This window comes from Haloechinothrix salitolerans, assembly GCF_042662605.1.
Lineage (GTDB): Bacteria > Actinomycetota > Actinomycetes > Mycobacteriales > Pseudonocardiaceae > Haloechinothrix_A > Haloechinothrix_A salitolerans.
Window position 1 is genome coordinate 4,405,067 of the sequence record NZ_JBHSXX010000001.1, and the last position, 14,066, is coordinate 4,419,132.

At 66.3% G+C, this 14,066-nt stretch carries 15 protein-coding genes; 5 read left to right on the top strand and 10 right to left on the bottom strand.

What is annotated here, in order from left to right; all coding sequences use genetic code 11:
- Window positions 1-5: 5 nt before the first annotated feature.
- Window positions 6-464 (bottom strand): Rv2732c family membrane protein, encoded by a 459-nt coding sequence (locus tag ACFQGD_RS20920; RefSeq protein WP_345397882.1) that lies wholly within the window; start codon window positions 462-464, stop codon window positions 6-8.
- A gap of 80 nt (window positions 465-544) precedes the next feature.
- Window positions 545-2,041, bottom strand: coding sequence for a tRNA (N6-isopentenyl adenosine(37)-C2)-methylthiotransferase MiaB (gene miaB, locus ACFQGD_RS20925; RefSeq protein WP_345397373.1), 1,497 nt, complete (start codon window positions 2,039-2,041; stop codon window positions 545-547).
- A 270-nt stretch (window positions 2,042-2,311) separates the two neighbouring features.
- On the opposite strand from miaB, the gene ACFQGD_RS20930 reads away from it, so the two are divergent.
- The 4 genes from ACFQGD_RS20930 to ACFQGD_RS20945 all read left to right on the top strand — a co-directional run bounded on the left by ACFQGD_RS20930 (window position 2,312) and on the right by ACFQGD_RS20945 (window position 5,680).
- Window positions 2,312-3,067: an amino acid ABC transporter ATP-binding protein gene (locus ACFQGD_RS20930; protein ID WP_390183328.1), complete on the top strand. Its 756-nt coding sequence runs from the start codon at window positions 2,312-2,314 to the stop codon at window positions 3,065-3,067.
- A 62-nt stretch (window positions 3,068-3,129) separates the two neighbouring features.
- Window positions 3,130-4,017 carry a glutamate ABC transporter substrate-binding protein gene (locus ACFQGD_RS20935; RefSeq protein WP_345397376.1) on the top strand — a complete coding sequence of 296 codons (888 nt, stop codon included), beginning with the start codon at window positions 3,130-3,132 and terminating at the stop codon, window positions 4,015-4,017.
- Window positions 4,018-4,094: 77 nt separating this feature from the next.
- A complete protein-coding gene (locus tag ACFQGD_RS20940; protein ID WP_345397379.1) occupies window positions 4,095-4,775 on the top strand; it encodes an amino acid ABC transporter permease in 681 nt (226 codons plus the stop codon).
- Window positions 4,772-5,680 carry an amino acid ABC transporter permease gene (locus tag ACFQGD_RS20945; protein ID WP_345397382.1) on the top strand — a complete coding sequence of 303 codons (909 nt, stop codon included), beginning with the start codon at window positions 4,772-4,774 and terminating at the stop codon, window positions 5,678-5,680. Before ACFQGD_RS20940 ends, ACFQGD_RS20945 begins: the two co-directional genes overlap by 4 nt.
- A 96-nt stretch (window positions 5,681-5,776) precedes the next feature.
- On the opposite strand, the gene ACFQGD_RS20950 is transcribed toward ACFQGD_RS20945, so the two are convergent.
- The 7 genes from ACFQGD_RS20950 to ACFQGD_RS20980 all read right to left on the bottom strand — a co-directional run bounded on the left by ACFQGD_RS20950 (window position 5,777) and on the right by ACFQGD_RS20980 (window position 11,922).
- The gene (locus ACFQGD_RS20950; RefSeq protein WP_345397385.1) at window positions 5,777-6,529 is read right to left on the bottom strand and encodes a succinate dehydrogenase/fumarate reductase iron-sulfur subunit; all 753 of its coding nucleotides are present in this window, start codon (window positions 6,527-6,529) and stop codon (window positions 5,777-5,779) included.
- Window positions 6,526-8,454, bottom strand: coding sequence for a fumarate reductase/succinate dehydrogenase flavoprotein subunit (locus tag ACFQGD_RS20955; RefSeq protein WP_345397388.1), 1,929 nt, complete (start codon window positions 8,452-8,454; stop codon window positions 6,526-6,528). The genes ACFQGD_RS20950 and ACFQGD_RS20955 overlap by 4 nt, the downstream gene beginning before the upstream one ends.
- A gap of 34 nt (window positions 8,455-8,488) precedes the next feature.
- On the bottom strand, window positions 8,489-9,307 hold the full coding sequence (locus ACFQGD_RS20960; RefSeq protein WP_390183347.1) for a hypothetical protein: 819 nt from the start codon (window positions 9,305-9,307) through the stop codon (window positions 8,489-8,491).
- A 106-nt stretch (window positions 9,308-9,413) separates the two neighbouring features.
- Window positions 9,414-9,707 (bottom strand): hypothetical protein, encoded by a 294-nt coding sequence (locus tag ACFQGD_RS20965; RefSeq protein ID WP_345397394.1) that lies wholly within the window; start codon window positions 9,705-9,707, stop codon window positions 9,414-9,416.
- Between the two features lie 208 nt (window positions 9,708-9,915).
- Entirely contained in the window at window positions 9,916-10,479 is a 564-nt protein-coding gene (locus ACFQGD_RS20970; RefSeq protein WP_345397397.1) for a regulatory protein RecX, read from the bottom strand.
- Between the two features lie 4 nt (window positions 10,480-10,483).
- Window positions 10,484-11,521 carry a recombinase RecA gene (recA, locus tag ACFQGD_RS20975; protein ID WP_345397400.1) on the bottom strand — a complete coding sequence of 346 codons (1,038 nt, stop codon included), beginning with the start codon at window positions 11,519-11,521 and terminating at the stop codon, window positions 10,484-10,486.
- Between the two features lie 206 nt (window positions 11,522-11,727).
- Window positions 11,728-11,922 (bottom strand): DUF3046 domain-containing protein, encoded by a 195-nt coding sequence (locus ACFQGD_RS20980; protein ID WP_345397403.1) that lies wholly within the window; start codon window positions 11,920-11,922, stop codon window positions 11,728-11,730.
- 77 nt (window positions 11,923-11,999) lie between these two features.
- Between ACFQGD_RS20980 and ACFQGD_RS20985 the strand changes: the two genes are divergently transcribed.
- Window positions 12,000-12,131 (top strand): hypothetical protein, encoded by a 132-nt coding sequence (locus ACFQGD_RS20985; RefSeq protein ID WP_345397406.1) that lies wholly within the window; start codon window positions 12,000-12,002, stop codon window positions 12,129-12,131.
- A 3-nt stretch (window positions 12,132-12,134) separates the two neighbouring features.
- Here the strand turns inward: ACFQGD_RS20985 and ACFQGD_RS20990 are convergent, their stop codons facing one another.
- Complete coding sequence (locus ACFQGD_RS20990; protein ID WP_345397408.1) at window positions 12,135-14,015, bottom strand: Hsp70 family protein; 1,881 nt, start codon at window positions 14,013-14,015, stop codon at window positions 12,135-12,137.
- Between the last annotated feature and the right edge of the window lie 51 nt (window positions 14,016-14,066).

Genomic DNA, 14,066 nt, shown 5'->3' on the forward strand with positions numbered 1-14,066 from the left:
GGTCGTTACCCCACCACGTCGGGCCGGGCCCACGCCGTCCGCAGCCAGTTCGCGGCGAGCAGGATCATCAGCACCAGCGCGAGGCTCATGCCGATCCCTGGGCCAGCCCCGGCGTGCCCGGACGCGCCGGAGGACTGCTGCGACCAGATCGCCAGCAGGCCGTCCACCGAGGCGATGCAGCACCCCACGGCGCACACCCACGCCAGCCACCAGCGACGGGCGACCAGCGTCAGCGCGGACGCCGCGATGCCGAAACCGGCGGCCGTCGCGGCGAACAGCTTCGGAATGCCGACCTCGTGGTAGAGCAGCACCTGCCATCCGGCGTCGTCGCCCACCCATGGCAGCAGCAGGACGATGATGGCGGCGAACACGAGCACCGCGATGACGAAGCCACGCCTACCGGGTTCGATCCGACGGGCGACCGCGCGCTCGACCTCGTCGATCTCCTGGCGCAACTCGGCCACCTCACGCTCCTCGTCGAATCGGTCGTCATCACCCGACTGGTCGTCTGGCTCACGCACCACAGCGGGCTCGCCTCCCTCATTCAGCACACCGAACACCCGCCGGTGGCGGGTTCCGGTGTCGGCTGCGCCCCGATGGCAGGCATGCCGAGCCCGACCTGTTCGATGCCATCGGTGCGGGGGCGCCGTCCCGCCTCCGCGTTGTCCCCCGCCGTGGTGCGGCGGTGCGACAAGAGGTCGGCATCGGCGACCAGGTGGTGCGGGGCGCCGTAGGTGATGGTCGTTTCCACGATGTCACCCGGGCGCACTTCGCCGTCTACGGCGTCCCCGGATGGCGTGAAGTGCACCAACCTGCCGTCGCGAGCGCGGCCGCTCATCCGCTGGGTCTCGGCGTCCTTGCGGCCCTCCCCGGTGGCGACCAGCAGCTCGACCCGCTGCCCGACGAGCCGCTTATTCTCCTCCCAGGCGATCTCCTCCTGGAGCGCGACGAGCCGGTCGTAGCGCTCCTGCACGACGTCCTTCGGGAGCTGGTCGGGCAGGTCGGCGGCGGGTGTACCGGGTCGCTTGGAGTACTGGAAGGTAAACGCCCCTGAGAACCGCGCCTGGCGCACGACGTCCAGGGTGTCCTGGAAGTCCTCCTCGGTCTCGCCGGGGAAGCCCACGATGATGTCGGTGGTGATGGCGGCATCGGGCATCCGCTCGCGCACCTTGTCGATGATCGACAGGAATCGGCTGCTCCGATAGGAACGCCGCATCGCCTTGAGAACCCGATCGGAGCCGGACTGCAGCGGCATGTGCAGTTGCGGACACACGTTCGGTGTCTCGGCCATCGCGTCGATGACGTCGTCGGTGAACGCGGCGGGATGCGGCGAAGTGAACCGCACCCGCTCGAGGCCGTCGATCTCACCGCAGGCGCGCAGCAGCTTGCCGAAGGCGTAGCGGTCACCGAACTCGACGCCGTAGGAGTTGACGTTCTGCCCGAGCAGCGTCACCTCGAGCACGCCTTCGGCGACCAACGCCTCTACCTCGGCAAGCACGTCACCTGGCCTACGGTCCCGCTCCTTGCCGCGTAGCGAAGGCACGATGCAGAAGGTGCAGGTGTTGTTGCAGCCCACCGAGATCGACACCCAGCCGGAGTAGGCGGACTCGCGCCGCGCTGGCAGCGTCGACGGGAACGTCTCCAGCGACTCCAGGATCTCGACCTCGGCCTCACGGTTGTGCCGCGCACGTTCGAGCAGCGTCGGAAGCGAGCCAATGTTGTGGGTGCCGAACACGACGTCCACCCAGGGCGCGCGCTTGACGATCTCACCGCGGTCCTTCTGCGCGAGGCAGCCGCCGACCGCGATCTGCATGTCGGGCCGCGCCTTCTTCACCCGCGCGAGGTGACCCAGGTTGCCGTACAACTTGTTGTCGGCGTTCTCCCGCACCGCGCACGTGTTGAACACGACAACATCGGCCTCATCGGGCGTACGGCCCTCGGTGGGAACGTAGCCAGCGTTTTCGAGCTGCCCGGCGAGACGTTCGGTGTCGTGCACGTTCATCTGGCAGCCGAAGGTGCGGATCTGGTAGGTGCGTGCCACCCCTCCAGGGTAGGACGTGGCGCAGCGGTGACGACCGCAGGTCACTATCGCACGCACGAGGACGCTACCCGGGCCAGGTGGAAAGGAGTGGATCTTGTGACTAGAGTGACCGGGCGCGCCGTAGCCCGTTCGGTCGATGTCACGTGCCGATCCAGGTGACACGTCGGTTGCGGTTAGGCGAAATACAGAGCACGAGAGTGCCATGGGGTGTTGAATCCCGGTGTCAGATCGAATCGAGGGACGAGACATGTTCGCCGGTATGGAGGCCACATGACAGAGGCGACAGCAACAGGGCCGATGATCCGTGCGGCCGAGGTGAACAAGTTCTTCGGCGATCTGCACGTGCTCAAGGACATCAACTTCGAGGTCCCGCGCGGCCAAGTCGTCGTCGTGCTTGGTCCGTCAGGGTCGGGCAAGTCGACACTGTGTCGCGCCCTAAACCGCCTCGAACCGATCAACTCGGGCACGATCGAGGTCGACGGCAAGCAACTGCCCAAGGAGGGCAAGGGACTCGCCGCGCTACGCGCCGACGTCGGCATGGTGTTTCAGCAGTTCAACCTCTTCGCGCACAAGACGATCATGGACAACGTGATGCTCGCTCCCATGAAGGTGCGCAAGCTGAAGAAAACGGACGCGTACAACACGGCGATGCAACTACTCGACCGAGTCGGCATCGCCAACCAGGCCGAGAAGTATCCCGCACAGCTCTCCGGTGGGCAGCAGCAGCGTGCGGCCATCGCCCGTGCGCTGGCCATGCGGCCCAAGATCATGATGTTTGACGAACCGACGTCGGCACTCGACCCCGAGATGGTGCAAGAGGTTCTCGACGTCATGACCGATCTCGCGAAGGAAGGCATGACCATGTTCGTCGTCACCCACGAGATGGGTTTCGCACGGCGAGCGGCGCATCGGGTCATGTTCATGTCCGATGGTGAGATCGTTGAGGACACCACGCCGGACGACTTCTTCACGAACCCGAAGTCCGACCGCGCGAAGGATTTCCTGAGCAAGATCCTCACCCATTAGAAGTCCATTGCAGGCGGCCGCACCCTGGCCGGCTGGTGGTAGATCGGAAGGGAACAAAAGAAATGCGAATTGGTCGAGTACTGCGAGCGGGCGCGGCGGTCGCCGCTGCCAGCCTGGTCCTCGCCTCCTGCGGCGACGACGGTAACGGGGGCACCGGCGGAAACGGCGGCGGTGACGAGGCGGCGGTCGCCGAGGATGCCTGTCCCGGCGGCGGCGACGAGACGATCACGATCGGCACCAAGTTCGATCAGCCAGGCCTCGGACAGCAGACGCCGGACGGCATGGACGGCTTCGACGTCGCGGTCGCGTGCTATATCGCCAAGCAGTTGCACGGCGACGACGTGAACGTCGAGTGGAAGGAAGCCCCCTCGGCCGAGCGCGAGAACCTCATCAAGAACGGCGACGTCGACCTCGTCGTGGCGACCTACACCATCAACGACGAGCGCGACGCGGTCGTTGACTTCGCTGGCCCGTACCTGATGGCGCACCAGGACCTGCTGGTCCGCGAGGACTACGACGAGATCCAGACCGAGGAGGACCTGGAGGCTTCCGACCTCAAGCTCTGCTCGGTCGTCGGTTCGACCTCGGCGCAGAACGTCAAGAACGACTTCGCCCCGCAGGCCAACCTGGTCGAGTACGGCGGCTACTCGGAGTGCATGAACGGGCTGCAGAGCGGCGCGGTCGACGCGGTCACCACCGACAACTCGATCCTGGCTGGCTTCGCCTCCGCCGAGCAGTACCAGGGTCTGTTCAAGCTGGCCGGGTTCAACCTGTCCGACGAGCCCTACGGCGTCGGCCTGAAGGAAGGCGACAGCGAGCTGCAGCAGCAGGTCAACGACGCCATCCAGTCGATGGTGGACGACGGCTCCTGGCAGGAGTTCTTCGACACCCACCTCGGTGAGACCAACTTCGAGGCCGAAGAGCCCGAGATCACCCAGGGCCAAGGCTGATCCGACGGCAACGGGTGGGTGGCGCGCCGGGGCAGGTGCGCCACCCACTCCCCGACGTGTGAAGGTGCGAGAGCGAAGTGATCGAGGATATTGCCTTTCTGTTCGAGGAGTACAACATCCTCGGCGCGTTCTGGGTGACCGTCCAGCTGACGTTCTACTCGGCGATCGGCTCGCTGATCTGGGGCACCATCCTCGCCGCGATGCGGGTGAGCCCCGTGCCGGTGATGCGCTGGTTCGGCACCGCCTACATCAACGTCGTCCGCAACACGCCGTTGACGGTGATCATCGTGGCGACCTCGCTCGGCCTCTGGCAGACGATGCGCGTCACCATGGGCTCTGACCAGTTCACCACGACCCATTTCCGGCTGGCCATCCTGGGCCTCGTCGCCTACACCGCCTGTTTCGTGTGCGAGTCGGTGCGCTCCGGCATCAACACCGTCGACGTCGGACAAGCCGAAGCCGCGCGGGCGCTCGGGCTGAACTTCGTGCAGGTGCTGGGTCTCGTGGTGCTGCCGCAAGCGTTCCGTTCGGTCATCGGCCCCCTGGCGAGCGTGCTGATCGCACTGACCAAGAACACGACAATCGCGGCGGCCATCGGCGTCAGTGAGGCCGCGCTGCTGATGAAGGAAATGATCGAGAACGAAGCCGACCTGCTGTTCGTCATCTTCGGCGTCATCGCGTTCGGCTTCGTGCTCCTGACGCTGCCCACCGGGCTGATCCTCGGCTGGGTGTCCAACAAGGTGGCGGTGAAGCGATGAGCACTGTCCTCTACGACAACCCCGGCCCCAAAGCCCGGCTACGAAATCATCTCTACACGGTTCTCTTCGTCGTCGTGCTCGCCCTTCTGCTGTGGTGGGTGCTCGCCGCGATGGACGACAAAGGCCAGCTCGAGTGGCGGAACTGGGAGCCCTACCTCGGCGGCACCGAGGCGTGGGAGACGTACCTGATCCCAGGGCTCATGAACACGCTCAAGGCGGCCGGTCTCTCCATCATCATCGCGCTTCCGATCGGGGCGTTCTTCGGTATCGCCCGGCTCTCTGACCACCCGTGGGTCCGCTGGCCCGCTGGCGTGATCGTCGAGTTCTTCCGCGCCGTGCCGGTGCTGATCCTGATGCTGGCGGCGAACATCGCCTACGTGCAGTTCACAACCTTGGAGCCGAGTACCCGACTGCTGTACGCGGTCGTCACCGGTCTCGTCCTCTATAACGGCTCGGTGCTCGCCGAGGTGGTCCGCGCGGGAATCCTGTCGATTCCGCGCGGACAGTCCGAGGCGGCGATGGCGGTCGGGATGCGCAAGGGGCAGCTCATGCGCAACATCTTGCTGCCGCAGGCGGTGACGGCGATGTTGCCCGCGATCGTGAGCCAGCTCGTGGTCATCGTGAAGGACACCGCGATCGGTGGTGCCGTGCTCGGGTTCGGTGAGCTGATCGCCAAGGCCCGCCCCGCGTCGTCGTTCTACTTCAACGTCATCGCGACGCTGGTGGTCATCGCGGCGATCTACATTGTGCTGAACTTCATTCTCACCTCGTTCGCGAGCTGGCTGGAGAAGTGGCTGCGCACCCGCAAGCGCGGCGGCACCAGCGTCGTCGCGGGCGACTGGGTCGAGGAACAGGCGCCCGGCATACATTTCGAGGAGGGCGAAAGCGGCTACAGCCGCTTCTAAAACCTCGTCCGGCCGTGGGAGCGGCCTGTCGTAGGACTGCGCGAGAAGGGGCCCGGTCGCCAAATGGCGACCGGGCCCTTTCTCGCGCGTCAGGTGCTACTTGCCGCGCTTGAACAGCTTGTTACCGAGCCAGACCACCGGGTCATAGCGACGACCCGCGACGCGCTCCTTCATCGGGATCAGCGCGTTGTCGGTGATCTTGATGTTCTCCGGGCACACCTCGGTGCAGCACTTGGTGATGTTGCAGTAGCCGAGTCCGTGGTCGTCCTGCGCGGTGTCACGCCGATCGGCCGCGTCCAGCGGGTGCATCTCCAACTCCGCGATCCGCATCAGATACCTCGGCCCGGAGAACGCGAGCTTGTTCTCCTCGTGATCACGCACCACATGGCAGGTGTTCTGACACAGGAAGCACTCAATGCATTTGCGGAACTCCTGCGAGCGCTGCACGTCCTCCTGCTGCATCCGGTACTCCCCCGGCTGCAGCTTCTCCGGCGGGGTGAACGCCTGTACCTCGCGTGCCTTCTCGTAGTTGTAGGACACGTCGGTGACCAGGTCGCGCACGATCGAGAACGATCGCATCGGCGTGACGGTGATGACCTCATCCTTGTCGAACAATGACATCCGCGTCATGCACAGCAACCGGGGCCTGCCATTGACCTCTGCCGAGCACGAACCGCACTTGCCCGCTTTGCAGTTCCACCGCACCGCCAGATCCGGCGCCTGGGTCGCCTGCAGCCGGTGGATGATGTCGAGCACGACCTCGCCTTCGTTGACCTCGACCTCGAAGTCCTCCAGCGAGCCGCCGTCCGAATCGCCGCGCCATACTCGGAATTGGCCCTTGTAGCTCATGCGGTGTCTCCCTGGGCGGCGGGATGCGTTGTCAGCTCCGCCTCGGTGTAGTACTTCTCCAGTTCGGACAATTCGAACAGCTCGATCAGGTCTTGGCGCATCGGCACCTGTGCCTTGGGCTCGACCGTGACATCCGGAACAACCTGGTCGTCCCCGGATGTCCGGCAGACAAGCAGCTTGTTCCGCCAGTCGGAGTCGAGCATCGGGTAGTCGTCCCGGGTGTGACCGCCCCTGCTTTCCGTGCGCAACAGCGCGGCTTTCGCCACCGCCTCACTGACGACCATCATGTTGCGCAGGTCGATCGCCAGGTGCCAGCCGGGGTTGAACTGCCGGTGACCTTCGACGACGACGTTACGCACCCGCGAGCGGATCTCGGTTAGCCTGCTGAGCGCCCGCTCGATCTCATCCGCGGTGCGGATGATCCCAACGAGGTCGTTCATCGTCTGCTGAAGCTCGTGCTGCAGGGTGTACGGGTTCTCCCGCGCGCCGTCGCCCTCGGTCGGTTCGAACGGTGACAGTGCGGCCCGTGCGGCGGTGTCGATGTCGGACTGCAAAACGACGGGTTTGCGATCGAGCGACTCGACGTAGTTCGCCGCACCGAGCCCGGCCCGCCTGCCGAACACCAGGAGATCCGAGAGTGAGTTGCCGCCAAGCCGGTTCGAGCCGTGCATGCCGCCGGAGCACTCCCCCGCGGCGAAGAGACCCGGCACGGTCGACTCGCCGGTGTCCGGGTCGACCTCGATGCCACCCATCACGTAATGGCAGGTGGGGCCGACCTCCATCGGCTCGGCCGTGATGTCCACATCGGCCAATTCCTTGAACTGATGATACATCGACGGCAGCCGTCGCTTGATCTCCTCGGCGGGCATCCGACTGGCGATGTCGAGGTAGACACCGCCGTGCGGGGAACCGCGCCCTTCCTTGACCTCGGTGTTGATCGCTCGGGCGACCTCGTCACGCGGCAGCAGGTCCGGGGTGCGCCGGTTGTTGTCCGGGTCGGTGTACCAGCGGTCCGCTTCTTCCTCGGTTTCGGCGTACTGCCCCTTGAAGACGTCGGGGACGTAGTCGAACATGAAGCGCTTGCCCTCGGAGTTCTTCAAGACCCCGCCGTCACCGCGCACACCCTCGGTAACCAGGATGCCCTTCACGCTCGGCGGCCAGACCATGCCGGTCGGATGGAACTGGACGAACTCCATGTTGATCAGATTCGCGCCCGCCCGCATGGCCAGCGCGTGCCCATCACCGGTGTACTCCCACGAGTTCGAGGTGACCTGGAACGACTTACCGATCCCGCCCGTGGCCATGATGACGGCGCCGGTCTCGAACAGCACGAACCGGCCAGACTCACGCCAGTAGCCGAAGGCACCGGAGATCGCACCGGAGTCATCCTTGAGCAGCTCGGTGATGGTGCATTCCTGGAAGACCTTGAGCTTGGCCTCATAGTCACCGAACTCGGCCTTGTCCTCCTGCTGCAGCGAGACGATCTTCTGCTGCATGGTGCGGATCAGCTCAAGGCCGGTGCGGTCACCGACGTGCGCCAGCCTCGGGTACGTGTGGCCGCCGAAGTTTCGCTGGCTGATCCGCCCGTCCTCGGTGCGATCGAACAGCGCACCGTAGGTCTCCAGTTCCCACACCCGGTCCGGCGCTTCCTTGGCGTGCAGCTCGGCCATCCGCCAGTTGTTGAGGAACTTGCCGCCCCGCATGGTGTCGCGGAAGTGGACCTGCCAGGAGTCGTTTGAGTTGACGTTGCCCATCGACGCGGCGCATCCGCCTTCGGCCATCACGGTGTGCGCCTTGCCGAACAACGACTTACAGATCACCGCCGTGGTGAGCCCACGCTGTCGCGCCTCGATCGCCGCACGCAGCCCGGCGCCACCGGCACCGATGACGACAACGTCATAGTTGTGGCGTTCTACCTCGGTCACTCATTCACCTCAGCACTTCTGGGAAGAACCGGCCTCAGCCGATGATGCGCGGATCGGCGATCGCACCGCTTGCCACCAGGAACACATAGAGGTCGGTCAGGATCAGCGTGCCGATCGTGATCCAGGCGAATTCCATGTGCCGGGTGTTCAACGCCGACACCTTGGTCCACAACCAGTAGCGGACCGGGTGCTTCGAGAAATGCTTCAACCGACCACCGGTGACGTGCCTGCAGGAGTGGCACGACAGCGTGTAGCACCACAGCAGCACCACGTTGGTGACCAAGATGATGTTGCCCAGTCCGAGCCCGAAGCCTTCCGGGGACTGGAAGGCGAGAATGGCGTCGTACGTGTTGATCACCGAGATGATCACCGCTGCGTAGAAGAAGTAGCGGTGCACGTTCTGCAGGATCAGCGGCAGCCGGGTCTCGCCGGTGTAGCGGGAGTGGGGCTCTGGCACCGCGCACGCCGGCGGCGAGAGCCAGAACGACCTGTAGTACGCCTTGCGGTAGTAGTAGCAGGTCAGCCGGAACAACAGCAGCAAAGGCAGGCTCAGCGCTGCGTACGGGATGAGCGGGTGATCCGGCAGGAACCGCCCGAAGTGCGCCGCGCCCTCGAGGCAACCGTTGGACATGCACGGCGAGTAGAACGGCGTCAGGTAGTGGTAGTCGGAGACCCAGTAATAGTTCTGCTGGAACGCCCGGAACGTCGCGTAGATGACGAAGATCGACAGGCCGACGACCGTGAGCAGTGGTGGCACCCACCACCGATCGGTGCGCAGCGAGGGAACGGGCAGGCGCGGGCGTGGGGGTGCGTGCACCCCGGTCTCGGTTGAAGTCACGGTGTGAGCCTCCAGTGCCGGACGTCTCGGCGAACCAACGTCTCGATGGTCACGATCTTCGCGTGTTCGGCCACTCGAGCAGGGCTTCGCCCCACCATCACCAGGCCGAGCCGAGCCGCCGTCACGAGCGCTCGCCGTGGTAGCCGCCGACACCTTCGTCATCCGCCCCTACCCAGAGGGACTCGTCATACGGAGTGTCGGGAACGACGATGACGTCGGTGCGATCCTTGGCGCCCTGCTGCACCGGCATGGGGTGCGAGACCTCGAACTCGTCAGCGTCGATGTCGAGGCGATCGAGATCGTTGGCGAGCCGCCGCACGACTGGCGCATCCCCATATCGGCTGCGTAACGCGCCCAAACATTGGCGCAGCTGGCCGATGCCTCGTCGAAGTTCCGCCATCTCGCTGGTCGCCACGTCGGCACCTCCATGCCAGTCAACAGTTACGCCGCAGCCCCGCTGGACCGTGGCGTCGCATGGTCGACTCTGCCTTGATCAGGATCTAGTGACAAGTACCACACGCTGATCCTTGGCACCGCACTGTAGTCGGCATCACAGGGCAAACCACATCCGGGTCCCCGACCAGCCGCGACCCGGCATCACGGCCACACTTCGCTAACCGCGGTTACGGCTCCCCCATGGCGCCATCCAGCGAATCGGTGTCACGCCCCGCCGAGGACAGCTCCTCACGCACGACCCGGTATGCCAAACCTTCCGCATAGCCTTTGCGCGCGAGCGCGGCCACCAGCCGCCGGATGACGGCGCGGTCGTCCAGCCGCCTCATTCCGCGCATCCGCTTGCGGACCAGCTCCCGCGCCCGGTTTTCCTCGTCGGCGGGGTCGATCGCGCTCACCGCGTGCTCAGCGGTATCTGCGTCGACCCCCTGGCGGATCAGCTGGGACTTCACGCCCTTCCTGCCGAGCCCCTGGTGAGTGTGTTTGGACCGCACCATCATCTCGGCATACTCGGCGTCGTCGATCAGCTTGGCCCGTTCGAGTCGATCCAGCACCTCGCTCGAGATCTCCTCGTCGAATCCTTTGCGCGCGAGCGCGGCGGCCAGCCCTCCCCTGGTGCGGGGACGCACCGCGAGCAGTCGGAGGCACACCGACTTGGCCTCCCGGAAGCGCTCGTCAGGACCGGACTCGCCAGACTCCTCCACCGCGTCGTCGCGTTCGGCCCGCCGAGCCATTGACCTAGAAGTCGACCGGCGCGGGCGCGGCTTCCTCGGCGTCCAGCGTCGGGCCGATGCCGAGCTTCTCCTTGATCCGTTTCTCGATCTCGTTGGCGACGTCCGGGTTGTCCCGCAGGAATCGCCGCGCGTTCTCCTTGCCCTGGCCGAGCTGATCGCCCTCGTAGGTGTACCAGGCACCAGACTTGCGCAGAATCCCCTGGTCGACACCCATGTCGATCAGTGAGCCCTCACGGGATATGCCGATGCCGTAGAGGATGTCGAACTCGGCCTGCTTGAACGGCGGAGCGACCTTGTTCTTCACGACCTTGACCCTGGTGCGGTTGCCGACCGGCTCGCCGCCATCCTTGAGCGTCTCGATCCGGCGCACGTCCAACCGCACCGAGGCGTAGAACTTCAACGCCTTACCACCTGTGGTGGTCTCCGGCGAGCCGAACATGATGCCGACCTTCTCGCGGAGCTGGTTGATGAAGATCGCTGTGGTGTTGGACGTGTGCAGCGCCGAAGTCAGTTTCCGCAGCGCCTGGCTCATCAGCCGCGCCTGCAGGCCGACGTGCGAGTCCCCCATCTCGCCCTCGATCTCGGCGCGCGGCACCAGTGCGGCGACCGAGTCGATGACCACGATGTCCAACGCACCGGAGCGGATCAGCATGTCGGCGATCTCCAGCGCCTGTTCCCCGGTGTCCGGCTGCGAGACGAGGAGCGAGTCGGTGTCGACACCGAGCTTCTTGGCGTACTCCGGATCCAGCGCGTGTTCGGCGTCAATGAACGCGGCGATGCCACCAGCCGCCTGCGCGTTGGCGACCGCGTGCAGCGCGACGGTGGTCTTACCGCTGCTTTCCGGGCCGTAGATCTCGACGACCCTGCCACGTGGAAGGCCACCGATGCCAAGCGCGACGTCGAGCGCGATGGCGCCGGTGGGCACCGCCTGGATGGGTGCGCGCTCCTCGTCGCCGAGCCGCATCACCGACCCTTTGCCGTACTGCTTGTCGATCTGCGCAAGGGCGAGTTCGAGCGCCTTGTCCCGATCCGGTGCTGCCATGGGATTCCACCTCGCTGTTAGAAGCCTGTGTTATGCGTCGGGGCCGACCGTACGGCTGAGGACCGACAATCTCGGCACGTGGCGGGTACGCCCGGGCCACTCATCGCGACTCATGATAGACGAACAAACGTTCGATGCCAGTGCGACACGCCGAATCGCGGCGCGAAATTCACAACGGCGTCCACCCAGCAGGCCTTCAAGCGCGGTCAGCGGCGTTCGGGAGGAACATCGAACTCCTCGCAGACCGCCCGCCAGATGTCCTTGGCCGGTATCCCCGCCTCCAGCGCCTGCTCCGGAGTTCTGCCGCCGAGCGAGCTGATGACGTGGTCATTCATCAGCGTGCCCGCCCTGATGTCGCCGAACTCCTCGGTCATCAGCCTGCGAAACACCGTGATCCGCACTGTCCTCCTTCCCTCGGGCGGACCTCACCGTACGGCAGCGAATCCGGCCGCCGGTGGCCACGGGTACCGTTGCTGGCGTGGTTATCGCTCAGCTCAACGCACCCGAATGGGCCGACATCGCCGTGCGACTGGCTGCCCTCGTCGTGGTCGGCACCGCGCTCGTCACGCTGATCATCGCCTGGCGGCGGAAACGCGACAACGACCGCTGATCGTCACTCGCCGGGCTGAATCCGCTCCTCGAAGTAGTCAGCGAGGGCGTTCGCCCGCCGCAGCTCGCCGTCGGCGCCCGCATTGCCGCTCGTGTCCTGACGCAACACGCCAACCAGCGGCCGGTCCGACACCATGAACACCAGCACCGCCCGCTGGTCACCATCGTCGGCCGCGAGGTAGCTCCCGTCGAGGCCGTTGCCACGCCACCGCGCGCTTACCCTCAGCCCGGTGCCTAGGGCGGTGAGATGCGCTTCGGCGTAGTCCCGCGCGTCGGCGTCGGACTCCGAATGCATGTAGGCGAGTTGACCGCCGGGCAACCCGGGCGTGGCGCAGCCCACGATCGGGCCCAGCCTGCTCGCTGGTGCCAGTTCCCGCGAGACCCTCGGTGCACAGTCCCCGTGCTCGGCGATCGACCCAGCGAGCTGACGCAAGCAACCGGTGAAGCCGCGAGCGTCGGTCTCGGTCTGCCGCTCACACTCGGCGGCGGCGTAGGTCGTAGCGGACCCACCCAGCAGCACGCCGCCCACGATCGCTGCCGCGACTAGCACTGCCGCGAGACCACTGAGCAGGAGGCGTCGCCCGACGCGGGACCGCGTGGACGGTTGCCGCGGCGCGGGGAATCCGACGAGCGGATGCGATGACCCCGATCCCGGCACCGCGGGCCGCGTGGCCCGTCCGGTGTGCGGGCCGGGCGGCATCGCTGGGGCATACCCCACCTGGCCCATACCGTGCTGCTCGGCCCTCGCGGCGGGAACGGCGTGCGGTCCGCTGATCGTCGCCGCACTTGGACGACGGGGCGGCACGCTCCGGTGATCCGCGGCCACGCGCAGCGCGCCGAACGCGACAGCCGCCTCGGGCTGGTCCATGCTCACCGGCACGACGCCCAGCTTCTCGCTGATCATGCTGCCGACGAGCGGGAGCCTGCTCGACCCGCCGACCAGCGCGATCCCCGCGAGGCCACCTGGTGACAGCCCTGCCGCACGCAGCGTGCGCGCCATGAGCTCGACGCCGCGCAGCATGGCCGGACGGACCAGCGCCTCCAGTTCGGCGCGCGTGAGTTGGACATCGGCGAACGGCTCCAGCATCAGCACCTGGGTCCGTTCGTGCCGCGACAACGCTTCCTTGGCGGCCTTGACGTCGTCCCGCAACATGCGCCGCGCCCTACGCTCGGTCACCGACGTCGGGCGCAACACGCCTTGCCAACGCCGCGGGTCGGTGTGCGATACCTGGCGTCCGATGTGCATGAGCAGCGCTTCATCGACGTCGATACCGCCCAGGTCAGCGAGGCCGTCCTCGGCGAGTACCCGGAATCCGCCGTCGGGATCCGCCGCGACGACCGCGACGTCGACGGTGCCCGCGCCCAGGTCGTACACGGCGAGCGCTTGTCCAGGCGCGAGCGTTCGGCCTGGCAGTGAGGCGAAGTGCGCGGCCGCGGCGACCGGCTCCGGCACCAGCCTGAGCCTGCCGACGACCCCGGCGTCTCGCGCGGCCGCTCGCAGCACGGCACACCGGTCCTGACCCCACTGCGCGGGGTGGGTGAGCCGCACCTCGTCGGGCTGGCCGCCGCCGAGTTGCCGGGAAGCCTCCTCCAGCACCCGGCGAAGCACAGCGCCAAGCGCCTCACTGACCGAGATGACGTCGCCGCCAAGCGTGACCCGCTGCTCGTCGATGCGCCGCTTGGGATTCGGTTCAAATCGGGTTGGGTCGAGCCGGGCCTTACGCTCGGCGTCCCTGCCGACCACGATCGCGCCGTCGTCCTCGGCGAACACGGCTGACGGCATGGTCGCCGCCCCATCGACGTCGACGACACGCGGTGGCGCCGTGCCGTCGGCGAGCACCGCGACCGTCGTGGACGTGCCGAGATCAACCGACAAAACCCGCACGACCCCTCCCTCGTCAACGTGCGCACGGCACCCGAACGATGCTGCCATGCC